We start from the raw sequence: 17,507 nt of genomic DNA on the forward strand, positions 1-17,507 counted from the left end.
CCGGCGGCACAGCAGGCCGCCGGGCAATCAATCAGGAGTGGTGAGGCTGCTCTTCCAGCGAAACCGGCCAGCGGCGGAAGATAATCACCGCCCAGACCAGCGCGGCCAGCGCCGGGACCGCACCGACATAGCCGATAGAGGTCATGGAGAGATGCGTACTGACCTGGCTGCCCACCAGCGCGCCCGCGCCGATACCAATATTGAAAATCCCCGAGAATAGCGACATGGCAACGTCGGTCGCATCCGGCGCCAGCGCCAGCACTTTAACCTGCATTCCCAGGCCGATAATCATAATGGCAATACCCCAGAAGACGCTCAGGATCGCGAGGCTCATCTCGCTCTGCGCGGACGGCAGCAGCAGCAGCAAACAGACTAGCAGCAGGCCAATCGCGCTGCCGATAAGCGTTGAGGCATGCAGAGTGCCCAGCTTGCCGAACAGCACGCTGCCGAAAATGCCCGCGCCGCCGAGAACCAGCAGCAGGGCGGTGGCGAAATTGCCGCTAAATCCGGCCACGTCCCGCACAAAAGGTTCGATATAGGTGTAGGCCGTGTAGTGGGCGGTGACCACCACCACGGTAAGCAGATAAATACTCAGCAGCGCCGGGCGACGGAACAGCACCGGCAGGCTTTTCAGGGAGCCGGAATGTTCGCTTGGCATTTTCGGCAGGAGTTTAATCAGGCACACCAGGGTGACCAGCGCGACCAGACCGATAGCAAAGAAGGTGGTACGCCAGCCGAAAGCCTGGCCGACGACGCGGCCAATCGGAATGCCGAGGACCATGGCCAGCGCCGTACCGGTGGCAATAAGGCTCAGCGCCTGCGCGCGTTTGCCCGCCGGGGCCAGACGAATCGCCAGCGCGGCGGTAATCGACCAGAAGATCGCGTGGGCAAAGGCGATACCGATGCGGCTAATCATCAGCACGGTAAAGTTCCATGCGAGGAAAGAGAGCACGTGGCTGGCGATAAACACCACAAACAGGCAAATCAGCAGCTTGCGGCGTTCAACCTGGCTGGTCAGCAGCATAAACGGCAGCGACATCAGGGCCACCACCCAGGCATAGATCGTCAGCATTATCCCCACCTGAGCGGTGCTCATATCGAAGCTGGCGGCGATATCGGACAGTAACCCGACCGGCACAAATTCGGTGGTATTAAAGATAAAGGCTGCGACGGCGAGAGTAATTACCCGCAGCCACGCGACTTTGCGTGAGACCGTGTTTGTTGTCATAAAAATATACTGGATGTGTGGCGGAGAGAATTAGCGTCGATCTTAAAACTTTCGCTGGCGAAAATACAGGCATTTTGTGATTTATGTCTCATTTTCTCGCAGAGCGAAAAGACAGAGCACGCCATTGTTTTTGCTAAAGATACTGCGCAATTCTCGCCGTTATGCGATGTTAGAGAACATTATTGATAGTCAAGACGGGAACGGACAATGCAGGAAATTGATTTTTATATGGTCGATGCGTTCACTGAGCGCACCTTCGGCGGCAATGCGGCTGCGGTTTGCCCCTTACCGGCCTGGCTGCCGGATGAGACGCTGCTGAAGATGGCGCAGCAGCATAACCAGTCGGAAACGGCGTTTTTTGTGGCAAACGACGGCGGCTTTGAGCTGCGCTGGTTTACCACCCAGTATGAGATCAACCTCTGCGGGCATGCGACCCTCGCGGCGGCGCACGTTATCTGGACGCATCTGGGCTACGACCAGCCGGTTATCCGTTTTAACACGCGTTTTGTCGGTGAGCTCAGCGTCAGCCGCAATGATGGCTGGCTGACGCTCGATTTCCCGGCCTGGGAGAGTGACGTTGTCACTAATCCACCGGCGCTGCTGTTCAGCACCCTCGGTATCGACGGGGCGCAGGAAGTGCGTGTGGGCCGTGACTATATGGTGGTACTGGAAAACCAGCAGCAGGTGGAGGCCATTACCCCCGATATCGCGGGTATGATCCCGCTGGGTAAAATGGTCTGTATCACAGCACCTGGCGACAAGGCGGATTTTGTCAGCCGCTTCTTCTGTCCGGGCGAAGCGGTGGCGGAAGATCCGGTTACCGGTTCGACCCACTCAATGCTGATCCCATACTGGGGTGCACGTCTGGGCCGCCAGAAAATGGATGCGCTCCAGGTTTCCCGTCGCGGCGGGGTGTTGCGCTGTGAATGGTCCGGCGACCGGGTACTGATAGGTGGTCAGGCGACCACCTATATCGTCGGCAAGATCTTTTTAGATTAAGGCAGACGGGCAATACTGGCTTTGATGGTGGCGGCGGAGTGATGAAACTTCGCCAGCTCATCCTCAGCCAGCCGCAATTCGATAATCTGTTGTACACCGCTTTGTGCCAGCACGGCAGGGACGCCGATGGCCACTTCGCTTTCACCATACTCGCCGTCGAGAATACAGGACACCGCCAGCGCCCGGTGGCTGCCGGTAAAGATATTGCGGCAGATCTCGGCGATAGTCCCCGCGATCCCGTATTCGGTACAGCCTTTACCCGCGTAAATCTCAAACCCCAGCCGACGTACTTTTTCCGCCATTTTCACCCGATCCAGCGCCCGACCGGTGCGCCGCTGATAGACATCGGCAATAGGGGAGCCATACACCGTTGAGTGAGACCAGACCGGGAACTGGCTGTCGCCGTGTTCGCCGAGAATAAAGGCATCGATACTCTGCGCACCGATATCCAGCTCCTGAGCAAGCGTGCGGCGCAGTCGGGTGGTATCGAGCCAGACGCCGGTGCCGATCACCTGCGCTCTGGGCAGCCCGGAGAGCTGCCATACCTGCCAGGTGATAATGTCGCAGGGGTTGGTGGCGACCAGGAAAATGCCCTTAAAACCGCCCGCCATCATTTGTGGCACAATCGTTTTCACGATCCGCGCCGTACCGGTCAGTTCATCAAGCCGGGTTTGTCCCGGCTTTAGCGCGCCGCCGGAGACGGTGATCACGGCAATATCCACGTCGGCACACTCGCTGGCTTCGCGCGTAGAAATGGTCACCATCCCTGGCATATAGGCCGCGGCATCGCTGAGATCGTCAACATGAGCCTGAACCCGCGCTTTGTCGAGGTCCACCAGAATCAGCTCTTCACAAATCGCCTGATTTAACAGGGCATAGGCTGCTGACGCGCCGACGTTGCCGGTGCCGATAATCATCACTTTACGTGCTTTGGTATTCATTGGGCTTCCGCTGGAAATTTTTGACGCGATTAAGCTACTGCCAGACAGGGGTTAGCGCAACCGAACGGTGCAGCTATAAGTTAATGCTATGGGCGATGGAAATCGCGTCGGGTTAGGGTATGAACAGAATAAAAAAACCGGAGTGCCTGCATGTACCGTATCGCAATCGAACCCATCGACCAGCCGGATATTCTGGCGCTTATCGACAAGCTGGATCGCTACCAGAGCGCGCTTTATCCCGAGGAGAGTAACCATCTGGTCGAACTGCGCACGATCCCGGCATCCGACCTGATTATGCAGGCGATCCGCGATAGTCGCGGCCAGGCGATTGGCTGCGGGGCCGTAGTGCTTAATGCGGATGGCAGCGGTGAGATCAAACGCGTCTTTATCGATAGCGCCCATCGCGGGCAGCTGCTGGGAGAAAAACTTGTCGCGTCGCTGGAAGCCGCCGCGCTGGAGCGGGGCTGCCATACGCTGCAGCTGGAAACCGGTATCCGCCAGCAGGCGGCGATCCGTCTATATGCGCGCTGCGGGTATCAGACGTGTGCGGCTTTTGCGCCTTACGAGCCCGATCCCCTCAGCGTGTTTATGACAAAGCTGCTGGTGGCTGACGTTCGTTTAGCAGCCCTATAAACGCCTCGAGCGGGCGGGACATCGCTTCCCGCCGCCAGATAAGCCAGGTGGTCAGCCAGCGCCAGTTTTCCGCCAGCGGCCAGGTCGCGACCTGGTGATGACCGGGCATACTTTCCAGCATACTGCGCGGCATCAGCGCCAGACCCGCACCGGCAATCGCACAGGCCAGCATCCCGTGATAGGACTCCATTTCATGAATTTTGCCCGGCATCGCGCCGTCGGCATGAAACCAGCTTTCGAAATGACGGCGATAGGAGCAGTTAGCGCGAAAGGCGTAAATACTGGCCCCGTTGACTTCACCCGCCCGCGTTATCGGCGGGTGTCCTGCCGGGCCGACAATCATCATCTCTTCCTGATAGACGGGTATCCCGTTAAGCCCCGGATGCGTCACCGGGCCATCAACGAAGGCGGCATTCAGGGTGCCAGCCAGCACGCCGTCGATCATCTTCCCGGAGGGACCGGTGGCGAGGTCAAACTGGATCCGGGGATAACGCTGATTATACGCGGCAAGCGTGCCGGGAATGCGCACGGCGGCGGTACTCTCCAGCGCGCCGAGGGAAAAGAGCCCCTGGGGTTCATCCCCGGCGACGACCATCCGGGCTTCCTCTACCAGGGCGAGGATCTGTTCGCTGTAGCGCAAAAAACTGTGTCCGGCGGGCGAGAGCCGTAGCCGCTGATTCTCACGGATAAACAGATCCACCCCGAGATCCGCTTCCAGCTGGCGGATACGGGTCGTCAGGTTCGACGGCACCCGGTGTACCTGCTGCGCGGCGCGGGTAATGCTGCCGGTATGGGCGACGGCGGTAAACATCTCAAGCTGGGTCAGATCCATGCCTTTCTCATTTCGTGAAAATAATCGTTAAAAATATTCAGTTTTCATAAATAACAGGATCCGTCAGGATAATGCAAGTCCCCTACAACGGAGAAAACATCATGACCGCACTATCCCCGGCACAATCGATCAACCCGGCCACCGGCCAGCTGCTGGCGTCTTATGCCTGGGCCAGCGCCGACGAGGTTGATGCGGCGATTGCCTTGTCCCGCGAGGGTTTTAATGTCTGGAAGCAGACCACGCTGTCGGACAGAGCCGCAGGCCTGCGGGCAATGGCTGCTGCCATCCGCAACCGCGCGGAGGAAATGGCGCTCTGTATTACCCGTGAAATGGGTAAGCCGATCCTCCAGGCCCGCGCAGAAGTAACTAAATCGGCCGATCTCTGCGACTGGTATGCAGAACACGGCCCGGCGATGCTGGCGACCGAGCAGACGCAGGTTGAAGGCAATAAGGCGGTGATTGAATACCGTCCGCTGGGACCGATTCTGGCGGTGATGCCGTGGAACTTTCCTCTCTGGCAGGTGATCCGTGGAGCCGCGCCGATTCTGCTGGCGGGTAACAGCTATCTGCTTAAGCACGCACCTAACGTTATGGGATGCGCAACGCTGATTGGGCAGATTGCCGCCGATGCCGGGTTGCCGGCGGGCGTGTTTGGCTGGGTGAATGCCACCAACGACGGCGTCAGCCAGGCGATCAACGATCCGCGTATTGCGGCGGTGACGGTGACCGGTAGCGTAAGAGCGGGCAGGGCGATTGGCGCTCAGGCGGGTGCCGCGCTGAAAAAATGCGTGCTGGAGCTGGGCGGATCCGATCCTTTTGTCGTCTTAAACGATGCGGATCTGGAACTGGCAGTGAAAGCGGCGACCCTCGGGCGTTTCCAGAACAGCGGGCAGGTTTGCGCCGCGTCCAAGCGTTTTATTATTGAAGCCGGTATTGCCGATGCCTTTACCCGCAAATTTGTCGAGGCCGTCGCCGCGCTGAAACAGGGCGATCCGGAGACAGAAGCACACTATCTGGGACCGATGGCACGTTACGATCTACGCGATGAACTGCATCAGCAGGTTGTCGCCACCCTTAAAGAGGGCGCGACGCTGCTGCTGGGCGGCGAAAAGCTTGCCGGGGAAGGTAACTACTATCCGGCGACGATTCTGGCGAATGTCACGCCTGAGATGACAGCATTCCGTGAGGAGACGTTTGGTCCTGTGGCGACCATTACCGTCGCCCGCGATGCAGACCACGCGCTGGCGCTGGCTAATAACAGCATTTTCGGGCTGTCGGCGACGGTCTTTACCGCCAGCGACAACGAGGCGCAGCGCTTTGCGCAGCAGCTGGAGTGCGGCGGGGTCTTTATCAACGGCTTTGCCGCCAGCGATGCGCGGGTGGCGTTCGGCGGCGTTAAGCAGAGTGGTTTTGGCCGGGAGCTGTCACATTTCGGGCTGCATGAGTTCTGTAATATCCAGACGGTGTGGAAAGATCGTTATTGATCTCTGAGTGTTACTCCGCGATCCGGAGCGCGCTTATGCGCTCCGGATGTCATGGTTCTGTCACTTTTGTTTCGTACACTTACGGAGTGTGTGCTCTTACAGAAGAAGATCATGAATCTCAAACAATTTTTCCGTCACCAAGGACGGCGTTTTATTCCACGGCACTTTGGTCTGCTTGCGGGTATTTTTTGCGTTATCGGTCTCTTTTCCGCTCTGCAGATCTCTTCCACAGTTTTACTCACAACGTCACTGCGCAACGCCCAGCATAATGAGCAGCGCAACCAGCAGGCTCATCAGCAGCAGGTGCAGGTGGATGCGGCGCGTATCTCGCTGCTGACCGCCAGCGATCTGCTTAACCGGGCCGGCGTCTATTTTATGCAGGATAAAGAAACCGGCTCAGAAGGCAGCTGGCACAGTCTGATGGACGAAGCCCAGGAGGCGTTGAAACAATCCAACACCGCCTGGCAGGCGTGGCAGGCGCTGAATCCGCCGAAGGATGAGGGACTGGTTAACAGCTATCAGTTCTTTTATGACGCGCTCAAAGAGCAGGCGGATGGCCTGACCAAAACCCAGTCCATTGACGCCTTCTTTGCCGTGCCGGTACAGGCGTTTCAGAGCGACTTCAACGATAACTATGCCCGCTTTCAGCAGGCCAGCGAGCAGCAGGCCGATCGCGGTCGTCAGGTGTTAATGGGGAGTCTGAGTTCGCTACAGACGCTGTTCCTGCTGGCACCGGCGGTGCTGGTGGTGATCGCCTTCCTGGTCTGGTTTGGTATGTCGCGCTGGGTCATTGCGCCCGTGCGTAAGATGATTGCCCATATCAATACCCTGGCTGCCGGGGATCTCTCCAGCCCGCTGCCGCAGGTATCGCGCTTTAACCGCGAGGTGGATCAGCTTAGCCTCAGCATCGGAGAGATGCAGACCGGCCTGCAAAAGCTGGTGATGCAGGTTAACGATGCCACGACGGCGATGGTGCAGAATATTGGCCATCTGGCGGAAGGGAACAATAAGCTACAGCAGCAGGCGGAGCGTCAGGAGCTGGAGCTGGAAGAGGTCACCGCGCATATTGCCAGCCTGGAGTCCCACGTTGAGGGGAATACAGGCTACGCGCAGCAGGCCAGCGTCCGTGCCAGCGAAGCGCGGGAAGTGGCGGCAGGCGGCGACCGGATGATGGAAACCGTGAACGCCTCCATGCAGGCGATTGTCGATCGCTCCTCGGAGATGCGCGGTATCGTCTCCTTAATCGATAACGTGGCCTTCCAGACCAACATTCTCGCACTTAACGCGGCGATTGAGGCGGCCCATGCCGGTAATCAGGGACGTGGCTTTGCGGTGGTCGCTAAAGAAGTGGGATTGCTGGCGCGTAAAAGCAGCCACTCCACCCAGACGATTCAGCAGTTAATTAACCACTCGCTGCAGGGGATTGAGGACGGTAGCAAGGCGGTGGGGCGGCTGGAGAGTAATCTGCAAAAGGTCACCGGCCTGGTGGGGAACCTGAGCGGTCTGCTGAACGATATTTCGGGTGCCACCTTAAGTCAGGGAGAGAGTATTCACCATATGACCCGCCAGCTGCATAACCTGAATCAGGTGGCGAAGCAGACCGGTGAACTGGTGGGACACGCCTCGAAAGCTTCGCGCCAGCTGCAAAGTGAGTCGCATCAATTGCTCCAGGCGGTGACGCGTTTTCGGCTTCCGGCCTGACGGCAGGGCTGTAGCCTGGTATACTCCCGCTTCTGAGATGACCTGGAGGCAAGGAGCACAAGAGTGGCTACGGTCATAAATAATGAGATGCTGGGGTCGATTCTGACCGAGGCGAAACTGCTCGCCGGGCGCGGCAAGGTGGCGGATTACATACCCGCCCTGGCCTCGGTGAGCGGCGATAAGCTGGGCATTGCGATCTGCACCGTTGACGGGGAGCGCTACGCTGCCGGCGATGCGGACGAGCGTTTTTCTATTCAGTCGATTTCAAAAGTGCTGAGCCTGGTGGTGGCTATGAACCACTATCAGGAAGAGGAGATCTGGCAGCGGGTTGGACGCGATCCTTCCGGACAGCCGTTCAATTCCCTGCTGCAGCTGGAGATAGAACAGGGGAAACCGCGTAATCCCTTTATCAACGCCGGGGCGCTGGTGGTGTGCGATATGCTTCAGAGCCGCCTGAGCGCGCCGCGTCAGCGAATGCTGGAGATCGTGCGTCAGCTCAGCGGCGTGGCGGATATCGCCTACGATCCCGTGGTGGCCCGCTCGGAGCTTGACCATTCGGCGCGCAATGCGGCCATCGCCTGGCTGATGAAATCTTTCGACAACTTCCATAATGATGTCAGCGTTGTGCTGCAAAACTATTTCCACTACTGCGCGCTGAGGATGAGCTGCGTTGAACTGGCGCAGACGTTTTTATTCCTTGCCGCCCAGGGCCTGGCGCCCGGCGGGGCATCGCCGGTGATCTCATCCCGCCAGGCCCGACAGGTGAACGCGCTGATGGCAACCAGCGGGATGTACCAGAACGCCGGGGAGTTTGCCTGGCGGGTAGGGCTGCCGGCTAAATCCGGCGTCGGCGGCGGGATTGTGGCGATTGTGCCCCACGAAATGGCGATTGCCGTCTGGAGCCCCGAGCTCGACGAGGCGGGGAATTCTCTGGCCGGCGTGGCGGTGCTGGAGATGCTGAGCCAGCGACTGGGCAGGTCGGTGTACTGACGAATGAGACGCAATAGTGTATTAATTTGTCTTAACGTTCCGGCCGACGCAAATCGTGCTAATATTGTTAAAATTTACCGCCAATAACAAAATAATAACAAGGCGTGATTACAGGACCAGATTGTTAATGCACACATTTTCGACACCATCGTTTTCTTTTTTCCGCGAAGATCGTCGGCTGCTTAATATATTGACCATTGTTGTTATCACGGCCCTTTTCTACGCCGTCGGTGCCATGTTACGCCTGGTGGAGGAACTCTCCCTTTTCTGGCCGCTAAACGGCGTGATGGCCGGGGTTTTTGCCCGCTATGTCTGGCTGAATCGTCTGCACTACTATGCCGTTTGCTACCTCACGATGCTGGGTCTGGATGCGCTGACTACCGAGTGGGGCACCGCCTCGCTGGTGATTAATCTCTCCAATATGGTGTTTATCGTGATCGTGGCGATGTGCGTGCTGCGCGATAAAAAGCGGCCAAACGCGGCACCGGGCCCGCTGAATGCGCTCAAGCTGTTCGCCTACTGCATGGTCGGTGCCTTTTTTTGTGGGCTGCTGGGGGCTGCGGGATCCGTCAGTTTTAACAGCCTGACCTTTTTCCCGCTGGTGGCCGACTGGTTTGGCGAGCAGTTCTCCACCGGGGTGTTAATTGTCCCCTGTATTCTGACCCTGACCTGGCCGCGCAGCCTGCCGGTTCTCTCTCTGCGCCAGGTGATGCCGCTGGTGGCGTTGATTGCTTCAATGGTGGCGTCGGTAACCATCGGCGGTGCGGGCAGTCTGGCGTTTCCGCTCCCGGCGCTGATCTGGTGTGCTATCCGCTATTCACTGCCGGCCACCTGCCTGCTGACCTTTGTGACGGGCGCCACCGAGGTGATCCTCGTGGCCAACTCGATCATTGATATTGCGGTCGGTTCGCCGCTTGAGACGCCGCAAATGTTCTCCGCGCGTCTCGGTATCGCAACCATGGCGGTTTGCCCGGTGATTGTCTCTACCAGCGTGGCAGCGATTAATAGCCTGATGAACCAGGTTTCCCTGCGCGCCGACTATGACTATCTGACCCGGGTCTATTCCCGTTCCGGCCTGTATGAAGCTCTGCAGAAACGCCCGTTTACCACCGGACAACATATGACGGTGATGCTGCTGGATATCGATTACTTTAAAAACATTAATGATAACTACGGCCACGAGTGCGGTGACCAGGTACTGGCCGCCTTTGCTGAGGAAGTGCGGCAGGCGGTCGGCGAGCACAGTATGGTGGCCCGTATGGGTGGGGAAGAGTTCGCCGTCGTGGTAACCACTACCGAACCCCTCAAAGGCGTGCATCTTGCCGAAAGCGTGCGTCAGCGGATCGAAAGCTGCCCGTTCCACTGGCGTAATCAGACCCTGTTTATTACCGTCAGTATTGGCGTGGCTAAGGGACGGATCGGTCAGGGGCAGTCCACCTCGCTGTTTAACCAGCTGCTGGCCGACGCGGATGAGTTTCTGTATCGCTCCAAGAAAGGGGGGCGAAACCGTATTTCCTCCCGGGAACTGGTGGTGGACGAGGCCGTTTCGCAGGCGACGCCCTGATGTCGAGTGCGTATGGCCATTTTTTACACGGAATTTACTAACCTGTTAAATGATATCGCTTGATACGATTTTATAAGGTTACTAAGATAGCGCCGCCCAGAGAGCGGAAACAATGTGATGACGGTAACTGACAAACCCACGATGCATCAGCAAGTCACCGGAAGTAAGTTTGTCAGACGTATGTTTCTGATGCGTATTCTCGGCACGCTGTTGTGTTTTTTCCCTATCCTTTCGGTACTGCTGGAACACCAGCGCTCGCCGTGGTTTATTGGCCTACTGGCGGTTAACGCTTTTATCTGGCCCTCTGTCGCCTGGTTCCGCGCCCGCAGAGCCGTACTCCCGCTGGTCAGTGAACACCAGAACCTCATTATTGATGCCGCCGCGGGTGGGTTCTGGATAGCCATCATGGCGGTGAGTCCACTCCCTTCGGTGGTGATTGCAACCATTCTGCTCTCTGACAGGCTCTCGGCCGGAGGACTGCCTCTGCTGCGCAAAGCGGCGGCGGTGATGGTCAGCGTTTTTGCCCTCTGCTGGCTATCGCAGGGAATGGCATTCAATCCGCTGGTGTCGCAGCGCACGATGTTCGCCACGCTGCCGCTGATCGCCATTTACCTGATTGCCCTGAGCGTGCTCACCGATATGATTGCCTCCAGGCTGCGTCTGAAAAGCCATGAGCTGGAGCGTATCGCGATGATGGATCCGCTGCTGGATATCGCCAACCGCCGCCTGCTTGAGCAGCGCATCGATAGCGAGCTGTATAAGCTTAACCAGACCTGCCACAGTTCGGCGCTGATGTTTATCGATATGGACAATTTTAAAGAGGTCAACGACCGCTTTGGGCATAAGGTCGGGGACACGCTCCTGGTGACGGTGTCACAAATCCTGCAGGCAACCAGCCGCGAAAACGACACGCCCGCACGGCTTGGCGGGGATGAATTTGTGATCCTGCTTCCGCAAACCACGTCCGATGAAGCCAAGGCTATCGCCATTCGCATCATGGATGCGGCGGCGGCGATGATCCTGCTGCCAGACCGGGCGATGATCTGTACCCTGAGTATCGGTATTGCCCGCGCCACGCCGGACATGATCCGGGCAGATGACTGGCTAAAAGCGGCGGATGATGCTCTCTATCACGCAAAGCGGGAAGGAAAGAATCGTATCTTCACCCACTGACGACGGCGGGAAAGCGGCTACACTCTAAAGAGATTCCGCTAAGGAGATGTGATGAAGCCGACCGCCCCCCCTGTTGATGAATCGCAACGTCTGGCCTCTCTGCACGAGTCTGGCCTGCTGGAGCCGGGTAATTCGCAGCGTTTCGACCGCCTGACCCGCCTGGCACGACGTCTGTTTAACGTTCCGGTCTCCCTGATCGCGCTGGTGGATGCAGAGGCGCTGGTCTTTAAATCCTGTGACGGGCTGGCCTATAGCGCCCCCGCACGTAAAAACTCGTTCTGCACCCACACAATCCGCCATGAGACGCCCCTGATTATCACCGATGCGACACAGGATGACCGCTTCTGCGCCAATCCGATGGTTGCAGGAGAGCCGCATATCCGTTTTTATGCTGGCCATCCGCTACGCCTGCCGGACGGGGCGATGGTTGGATCTTTCTGCCTGGTGGATTATCAGCCGCGTGAGTTTAGCGAAGCGGATTTAGCGAATCTGCAGGATCTGGCCCGGATCGTCGAGGATGAGTTTGCCGGCGTCAGTGCGGCAACCACCGATGAATTGACCGGCCTGTTTAACCGACGTGCGTTTCGCAACCTGGCGAGCTTCGCCATTTCGGCGGCACGACGCCGCGCCGAGCCATTGACGCTCGGCTGGCTCGACCTCGATAAGTTTAAGCAGATTAACGATACCTTTGGTCACCGTGCCGGGGATGAGGCGCTGTGCGCGATGGCTGCGCTCCTCAAGCGCTGCTTCCGCGAATCGGATCTGCTGGTGCGCTATGGCGGGGATGAGTTCGCCATTGTGTTTGGGGACACGGATGAGAAGGGCGCGTGGATTGCAATGCAGCATCTGGTCGATGAGACCGCAGCGTTCAATAAAACCTCTGGTTATCCCTGGCAGCTGGCGTTTTCCTGGGGCGTCACCGAGTTTAACCACGATAGCTTTAGCGATCTGCAAAGCTGGCTGTCGGTCGCCGACAGACGGATGTACGCCATGAAGGCGGAGCATCACGGCGAGGTATAAGGAAAGCCTCTGCTGGCGCATATTGTGTTATCAAAAGGTTGCAGACATAGTAGCGTCTGATAAGGAGAATTATATGACGACGCTACACACCGTTCGAGTCCTCTCCCGGGATGCGATTCTGGCCCATCTCGATCCTTTATGTGACATCCTGGAAAACAGCGTAAACGGCGGCGCATCCGTCAGCTTTATGCTGCCTTTTGGCCGCGATAAGGCCGCCGCATTCTGGCAAAAAGTGGCCCGCAGCGTTGCCGACAATGAACGAGTGGTGCTCGGGGCTTTCGACGAACACGAGCAATTACAGGGTACGGTACAGCTGATTATCGACCAGCCGGAAAACCAGAACCACCGGGCTGACGTTGCCAAGCTGCTTGTGCACGATCGCGCCCGCCGCCAGGGGATAGCGCGCCTGTTGATGTGTGAGCTTGAAAAGGTCGCCGTGGCGCACGGGAAAAACGTTCTGGTGCTGGACACGGCCACCGGGAGCGGGGCCGAGACCTTTTACGCTCATTGCGGCTGGGAGAAGGCGGGGATGATCCCGCGCTATGCCCTGATGCCTGACGGAGAAATGACCGGCACCACGGTATTCTATAAATTCCTTTAATATTTTATCGTGGGTCAGAGATATTAATTTCTGACCCAATTAATTTTCGCAATGCTCATGTTAATTATTGAGATTGCTATATCGTTCCTCCTGAATATAATTCACCTCCTCCATTCAATGATAATATAAGTGAGGTTGGCGTGGTGTTATTGTTCAAAACGACCGTAGGAACCACTGGTGAATACTATTCATCAGTACAGCTCTCTGATATCAAAAATAGCGACAGCAGTAAGGTAACGGTAAGCAATTTTCTGGAGATTTATTTCCAAAGCCCGGTAAGCATTTCCAGTGAGGATATCCAGTTTAATAAATGGGATAATACCTATTCTTCTGATGTCACTCTGACTAAAGTCAGTGACCAGTTGTTCAACGTTGCGGTGAAAATTACCGCAAAAGAGAGTTTGGCTTTCACTATAGATGCTGATAACGACATCGTCATCGGTTTTAATTCCGCCTCAGGTGACCCCGATCTTTCAACGGCGCTGGAACCTTTCCTGGATACCATTGAACTGACGGTTGACGCTGAGCCGGATATTTACGGCACGGTGGAAATGACCAGTGTTGCTTCACCCGTTGCGGCACTGCAGGATGTCCCTTTTGCCGTGTATTTTTCGCAGTCTGGCACGCAATATCCTTATCATATCAAGCCCGGCCAGAGCGTCACCGGCCAACTTGTTGCCGGAAAGTATGATGTCAGCGTCGATAATCTGGTCAGTGAAGACGGCAACATTACGCTGGAGACGCTTATTGACGGCGATTCCGCGATTGACGTGGTGACAGGGGAAACCACCCGGCTGGCATTCTCTTTTGGCAAGGTGATGAAATCCAGCTCGGTTGATTTTTCAATTGGCGCGCTTAGCGAACTGAGTGAGGAAGTCCTGGCGGTTTCACTTGCCGTTGGCAGCAGCTATCAGCACGCTTTTACTCTGCGTCCGGGTGAAAACATCCATCTCAGCAATCTGCCTGAAACCGGCCAGTTGACGGTCAGCATTGCGTCAGTGACATTAAACAATCAGCGCTATACCTTCACGGTCCCGACGTATTCGTTGTCTAACGATACCGTCAGCATTGCGCTGGATGAAAGCAATGTCACCGTTGAGGCTATGCCGTCGGATGATTTTATCCAGGTCGCTGTGGCATTGCAGACCACGGTCGATATCGGCAAAAGCTTCCCTGTTCGTCTGGTATCCAGCGACATGACCTATGCTCAGCATGTGGTGATCAAAAGTGGCCAGCAATCTTTTGCCGTTAAATTAAAACCGGGTAAGTACAGCGTAGAAGTTGGGAATTTTATTTACGATAAAACGGTTTATATCGTCAGCGCTGATAATACCTTTACGGTGGCTGCGACGGATAATTTACTGGCTATTAAGGTCAAGAAATCAGCCAGTCTGGTGGTTAAAGGCTTTAATTCCGATTATCTCACTTTCGGTGGTTGCACCAATCTTGCGGCGGATAATGAGCAGTATCTGACAGAATTGCATGCCAGCTCTATTTTCAAATATGCAGGCAGCGGTGGTGATGGCGATCCGGGTCAGTTCCTTGAAGTCGACTATGCGACTGAAAACACCATCGCGCTGGCGAGGAAGATCGAAGCCAGCCTGAGCAAACCGGTTCTGCCGGTAATGATCTCGTATACCGTTCAGCTTTCCGGTGGCGACGTGGCTGAACTGAATAATAGCGAGCATCTGACGCACAGCTTTGCCAATTTTATTCTGACGCTCCAGACTGCGCTGAAACATAAAGATGACGATCACCCAGTACCTGTGGGGATTATTGTTAACCCGGATATGCTGGGAACCTGCCAGCAGCATGACCTGGCGGCAGATTATGCTATGCCGGTTGTGGCATCACTGCAGGCGGCATTGGCGCACTGGAAAATCACGCAATCGCTCCCCGCTGAAGTGACCGATGACATTAAAGGCTATATCCAGGGCGTAAACTGGCTGGTTCGCACCCTGGCTCCGGACGTCACTTTTGGCTGGCAGATTAACCTGTGGGGCGTCGGGGGATCCCAGTGGGTCTATGACAATGCCACGGATGAGAAGGCCATTAAAGCTGCGCGACAGACTGCCGATTATGTCTCCACGTTGGGCGTCTATACCGGCAATTATATTCCGGATTTCCTGGCGATTGACCGCTACGAGGCCGATGACCTGACGACGCGCTCTTATGTGAATGCGTATTGCTACGGCCCTTCAGAATGGAAAGCCTACTTTGTCTACTGCGCCGAAATCAGCGCACAGCTGGCGCTGCCCGTCATTCCATGGCAGATCCCATCCAGCAGAACGCCGCTGACCGACGACAGTGTGGCAAGCAGCTTTGAGAGCCAGCACTGGGGCTCGGCCGCGAATTATATTCTCGGCGATCCGGCGCTGGGCAGCGATGTTAAAAACATTCATCCAGCCATCCGCAATTTCAAGTTTGACGAAAATAACGCGGGTAATATGGTGGCTCTGGTGGGGGAGACGCCGGAAGCGATGTATCAAAAGAACGGTGGTTTTAACGTGAGTCTACCCGCATACGCTGACTTCCCGAAATACGGCATTATGCACATTATGTTTGGCGGTGGCTCAACGCTGGGCATGGTGCCGCCGGTTGATAATGCCAGTGTCGATATGACGTGGTTAGCGAATAAGTTCAGTCACTATGTTGAAGCGCCCGTCGGCTTTGATGATAGCGTTCTGGATATCTAGTGTGAAATGCAGCAGGCCGCAGCGGTGGCTGCAGTCTGCTGCACGTTTCTGTAATTTTTTTACTAATAAGATGTTTGAATTGATCAAAACAGGGTTTAGCGGTCGTAAAGTCTGATAAGTTATTGGACCAATAGCTTCAGGTTGTATGACTAATCATAAAAGGAACCCATTGTGAACACACTAAATCGTCGCGATTTTCCCGGAGCCAGCTACCCTGAGCGTGTCATTCAGTTCGGTGAAGGCAACTTCCTGCGCGCCTTTGTCGACTGGCAGATCGATTTGCTGAATGAGCATACCGATCTTAACGCCGGTATCGTGGTGGTTCGTCCGATTGCCAGCGATTTCCCGCCGTCCCTCAGCACCCAGGATGGTCTTTACACCACGATTATCCGCGGTCTGAACGAGCAGGGTGAAGCCGTCAGCGATGCGCGACTGATTCGTTCCGTCAACCGTGAAATCAGCGTGTATGACAACTACGATGAGTTCCTGAAGCTGGCGCATAATCCTGAGATGCGCTTTGTTTTTTCCAACACTACCGAAGCGGGCATCAGCTATCACGCCGGTGATCAGTTCGAGGATGCGCCTGCCGTCAGCTACCCGGCAAAACTGACCCGTCTGCTGTTCGAGCGCTATACCCATTTCAACGGTGCGGCCGATAAAGGCTGGGTGCTGATCCCCTGCGAGCTGATTGATTACAACGGCGATGCGCTGCGTGAACTGGTACTGCGTTATGCTCAGGAATGGGCGCTGCCGGCAGCCTTTGTAAAATGGTTGAACGAGGCGAATACGTTCTGCTCAACCCTCGTTGACCGTATCGTGACCGGCTACCCGCGTGATGAAGTCGCGGCGCTGGAGGCGGAACTGGGCTATAAAGACGGTTTCCTCGATACCGCCGAGCATTTCTATCTGTTTGTGATTCAGGGGCCTAAATCACTGGCCACCGAACTGCGTCTTGACGGTTATCCGCTGAACGTGCTGATTGTTGACGATATCAAGCCTTATAAAGAGCGCAAGGTGGCTATCCTCAACGGTGCGCACACGGCTCTGGTGCCGGTGGCGTTCCAGGCTGGACTGGATACGGTCGGCGAGGCGATGAACGACGCCGAAGTCTGTGCCTTTGTGGAGAAAGCGATTTATCAGGAAATCATTCCGGTGCTGGATCTGCCGAAAGACGAGCTGGAATCCTTCGCCAGCGCGGTAACGGGGCGTTTCCGTAACCCGTATATTAAGCACCAGCTGCTCTCCATCGCCCTTAACGGGATGACCAAGTTCCGCACCCGTATCCTGCCGCAGCTTCTGGCCGGGCAGAAGGCGACCGGTAAACTGCCGGCGCGCCTGACCTTTGCCCTGGCGGCGCTGATCGCTTTCTACCGCGGTGAGCGTAATGGCGAAGCTTATCCGGTGCAGGATGATGCCCACTGGCTGACCACTTTCCAGCAGCTGTGGGGCCAGCATCGCGACCGTCTGATCGATACCCGCGAGCTGGTGCGTTCCGTACTGGCCGTCAGCGATCACTGGGAGCAGGATCTGACTCAGGTTTCTGGCCTGGTTGAGCAGGTGGCGCAGGATCTGGATGCTATCGTGACCCAGGGCATGCGCGCTGCCGTTAAGCCGCTGTGCTAAAAGAGAGACCCGGCGATTGCCG

At 56.5% G+C, this 17,507-nt stretch carries 14 protein-coding genes; 11 read left to right on the forward strand and 3 right to left on the reverse strand.

All coding sequences use genetic code 11. The annotated features are described in order from the left end of the window. Nucleotides 1–31: 31 nt before the first annotated feature. Entirely contained in the window at nucleotides 32–1,228 is a 1,197-nt protein-coding gene (locus EDF81_RS02800) for a sugar transporter (RefSeq protein ID WP_123346033.1), read from the reverse strand. A gap of 207 nt (nucleotides 1,229–1,435) precedes the next feature. Here EDF81_RS02800 and EDF81_RS02805 point away from each other — a divergent pair, with 207 nt between their 5' ends. After that, entirely contained in the window at nucleotides 1,436–2,227 is a 792-nt protein-coding gene (locus tag EDF81_RS02805) for a PhzF family phenazine biosynthesis protein (protein ID WP_123346035.1), read from the forward strand. Here EDF81_RS02805 and EDF81_RS02810 read toward each other — a convergent pair. After that, nucleotides 2,224–3,168, reverse strand: coding sequence for an L-lactate dehydrogenase (locus EDF81_RS02810; RefSeq protein ID WP_123346037.1), 945 nt, complete (start codon nucleotides 3,166–3,168; stop codon nucleotides 2,224–2,226). The genes EDF81_RS02805 and EDF81_RS02810 overlap by 4 nt on opposite strands. A 150-nt stretch (nucleotides 3,169–3,318) precedes the next feature. Between EDF81_RS02810 and EDF81_RS02815 the strand changes: the two genes are divergently transcribed. Further along, complete coding sequence (locus EDF81_RS02815) at nucleotides 3,319–3,801, forward strand: GNAT family N-acetyltransferase (protein WP_123346038.1); 483 nt, start codon at nucleotides 3,319–3,321, stop codon at nucleotides 3,799–3,801. Here EDF81_RS02815 and EDF81_RS02820 read toward each other — a convergent pair. Then, nucleotides 3,755–4,633, reverse strand: coding sequence for a putrescine utilization regulator PtrR (locus tag EDF81_RS02820; RefSeq protein ID WP_123346041.1), 879 nt, complete (start codon nucleotides 4,631–4,633; stop codon nucleotides 3,755–3,757). The genes EDF81_RS02815 and EDF81_RS02820 overlap by 47 nt on opposite strands. Before the next feature lie 101 nt (nucleotides 4,634–4,734). Here EDF81_RS02820 and sad point away from each other — a divergent pair, with 101 nt between their 5' ends. The 9 genes from sad (at nucleotide 4,735) to EDF81_RS02865 (ending at nucleotide 17,485) form a co-directional block, all read left to right on the forward strand. Further along, nucleotides 4,735–6,117, forward strand: coding sequence for a succinate-semialdehyde dehydrogenase (gene sad / locus EDF81_RS02825; RefSeq protein WP_184999452.1), 1,383 nt, complete (start codon nucleotides 4,735–4,737; stop codon nucleotides 6,115–6,117). Nucleotides 6,118–6,228: 111 nt separating this feature from the next. Further along, complete coding sequence (locus EDF81_RS02830; protein WP_123346043.1) at nucleotides 6,229–7,818, forward strand: methyl-accepting chemotaxis protein; 1,590 nt, start codon at nucleotides 6,229–6,231, stop codon at nucleotides 7,816–7,818. A 63-nt stretch (nucleotides 7,819–7,881) separates the two neighbouring features. Continuing rightward, nucleotides 7,882–8,808: a glutaminase B gene (glsB, locus tag EDF81_RS02835; protein WP_123346045.1), complete on the forward strand. Its 927-nt coding sequence runs from the start codon at nucleotides 7,882–7,884 to the stop codon at nucleotides 8,806–8,808. 127 nt (nucleotides 8,809–8,935) lie between these two features. After that, nucleotides 8,936–10,372: a GGDEF domain-containing protein gene (locus EDF81_RS02840; RefSeq protein ID WP_123346047.1), complete on the forward strand. Its 1,437-nt coding sequence runs from the start codon at nucleotides 8,936–8,938 to the stop codon at nucleotides 10,370–10,372. A gap of 180 nt (nucleotides 10,373–10,552) precedes the next feature. Beyond that, entirely contained in the window at nucleotides 10,553–11,545 is a 993-nt protein-coding gene (locus tag EDF81_RS02845) for a sensor domain-containing diguanylate cyclase (RefSeq protein WP_123346049.1), read from the forward strand. Nucleotides 11,546–11,596: 51 nt separating this feature from the next. Further along, nucleotides 11,597–12,565 carry a sensor domain-containing diguanylate cyclase gene (locus EDF81_RS02850; RefSeq protein WP_123346051.1) on the forward strand — a complete coding sequence of 323 codons (969 nt, stop codon included), beginning with the start codon at nucleotides 11,597–11,599 and terminating at the stop codon, nucleotides 12,563–12,565. A gap of 73 nt (nucleotides 12,566–12,638) precedes the next feature. Next, a complete protein-coding gene (locus tag EDF81_RS02855; protein WP_123346053.1) occupies nucleotides 12,639–13,166 on the forward strand; it encodes a GNAT family N-acetyltransferase in 528 nt (175 codons plus the stop codon). A 401-nt stretch (nucleotides 13,167–13,567) separates the two neighbouring features. Further along, a complete protein-coding gene (locus tag EDF81_RS02860; RefSeq protein WP_148049899.1) occupies nucleotides 13,568–15,862 on the forward strand; it encodes a hypothetical protein in 2,295 nt (764 codons plus the stop codon). A gap of 171 nt (nucleotides 15,863–16,033) precedes the next feature. Then, on the forward strand, nucleotides 16,034–17,485 hold the full coding sequence (locus EDF81_RS02865; protein ID WP_123346058.1) for a tagaturonate reductase: 1,452 nt from the start codon (nucleotides 16,034–16,036) through the stop codon (nucleotides 17,483–17,485). Nucleotides 17,486–17,507: the final 22 nt, after the last annotated feature.

Source organism: Enterobacter sp. BIGb0383 (assembly GCF_003751845.1).
GTDB lineage: Bacteria > Pseudomonadota > Gammaproteobacteria > Enterobacterales > Enterobacteriaceae > BIGb0383.

Coding starts and splice junctions, on each gene's coding strand:
- EDF81_RS02800 (WP_123346033.1), bottom strand. CDS start 1,228: ATGACAACAAACACGGTCTCACGCAAAGTCGCGTGGCTGCGGGTAATT.
- EDF81_RS02805 (WP_123346035.1), top strand. CDS start 1,436: ATGCAGGAAATTGATTTTTATATGGTCGATGCGTTCACTGAGCGCACC.
- EDF81_RS02810 (WP_123346037.1), bottom strand. CDS start 3,168: ATGAATACCAAAGCACGTAAAGTGATGATTATCGGCACCGGCAACGTC.
- EDF81_RS02815 (WP_123346038.1), top strand. CDS start 3,319: ATGTACCGTATCGCAATCGAACCCATCGACCAGCCGGATATTCTGGCG.
- EDF81_RS02820 (WP_123346041.1), bottom strand. CDS start 4,633: ATGGATCTGACCCAGCTTGAGATGTTTACCGCCGTCGCCCATACCGGC.
- sad (WP_184999452.1), top strand. CDS start 4,735: ATGACCGCACTATCCCCGGCACAATCGATCAACCCGGCCACCGGCCAG.
- EDF81_RS02830 (WP_123346043.1), top strand. CDS start 6,229: ATGAATCTCAAACAATTTTTCCGTCACCAAGGACGGCGTTTTATTCCA.
- EDF81_RS02840 (WP_123346047.1), top strand. CDS start 8,936: ATGCACACATTTTCGACACCATCGTTTTCTTTTTTCCGCGAAGATCGT.
- EDF81_RS02845 (WP_123346049.1), top strand. CDS start 10,553: ATGTTTCTGATGCGTATTCTCGGCACGCTGTTGTGTTTTTTCCCTATC.
- EDF81_RS02850 (WP_123346051.1), top strand. CDS start 11,597: ATGAAGCCGACCGCCCCCCCTGTTGATGAATCGCAACGTCTGGCCTCT.
- EDF81_RS02855 (WP_123346053.1), top strand. CDS start 12,639: ATGACGACGCTACACACCGTTCGAGTCCTCTCCCGGGATGCGATTCTG.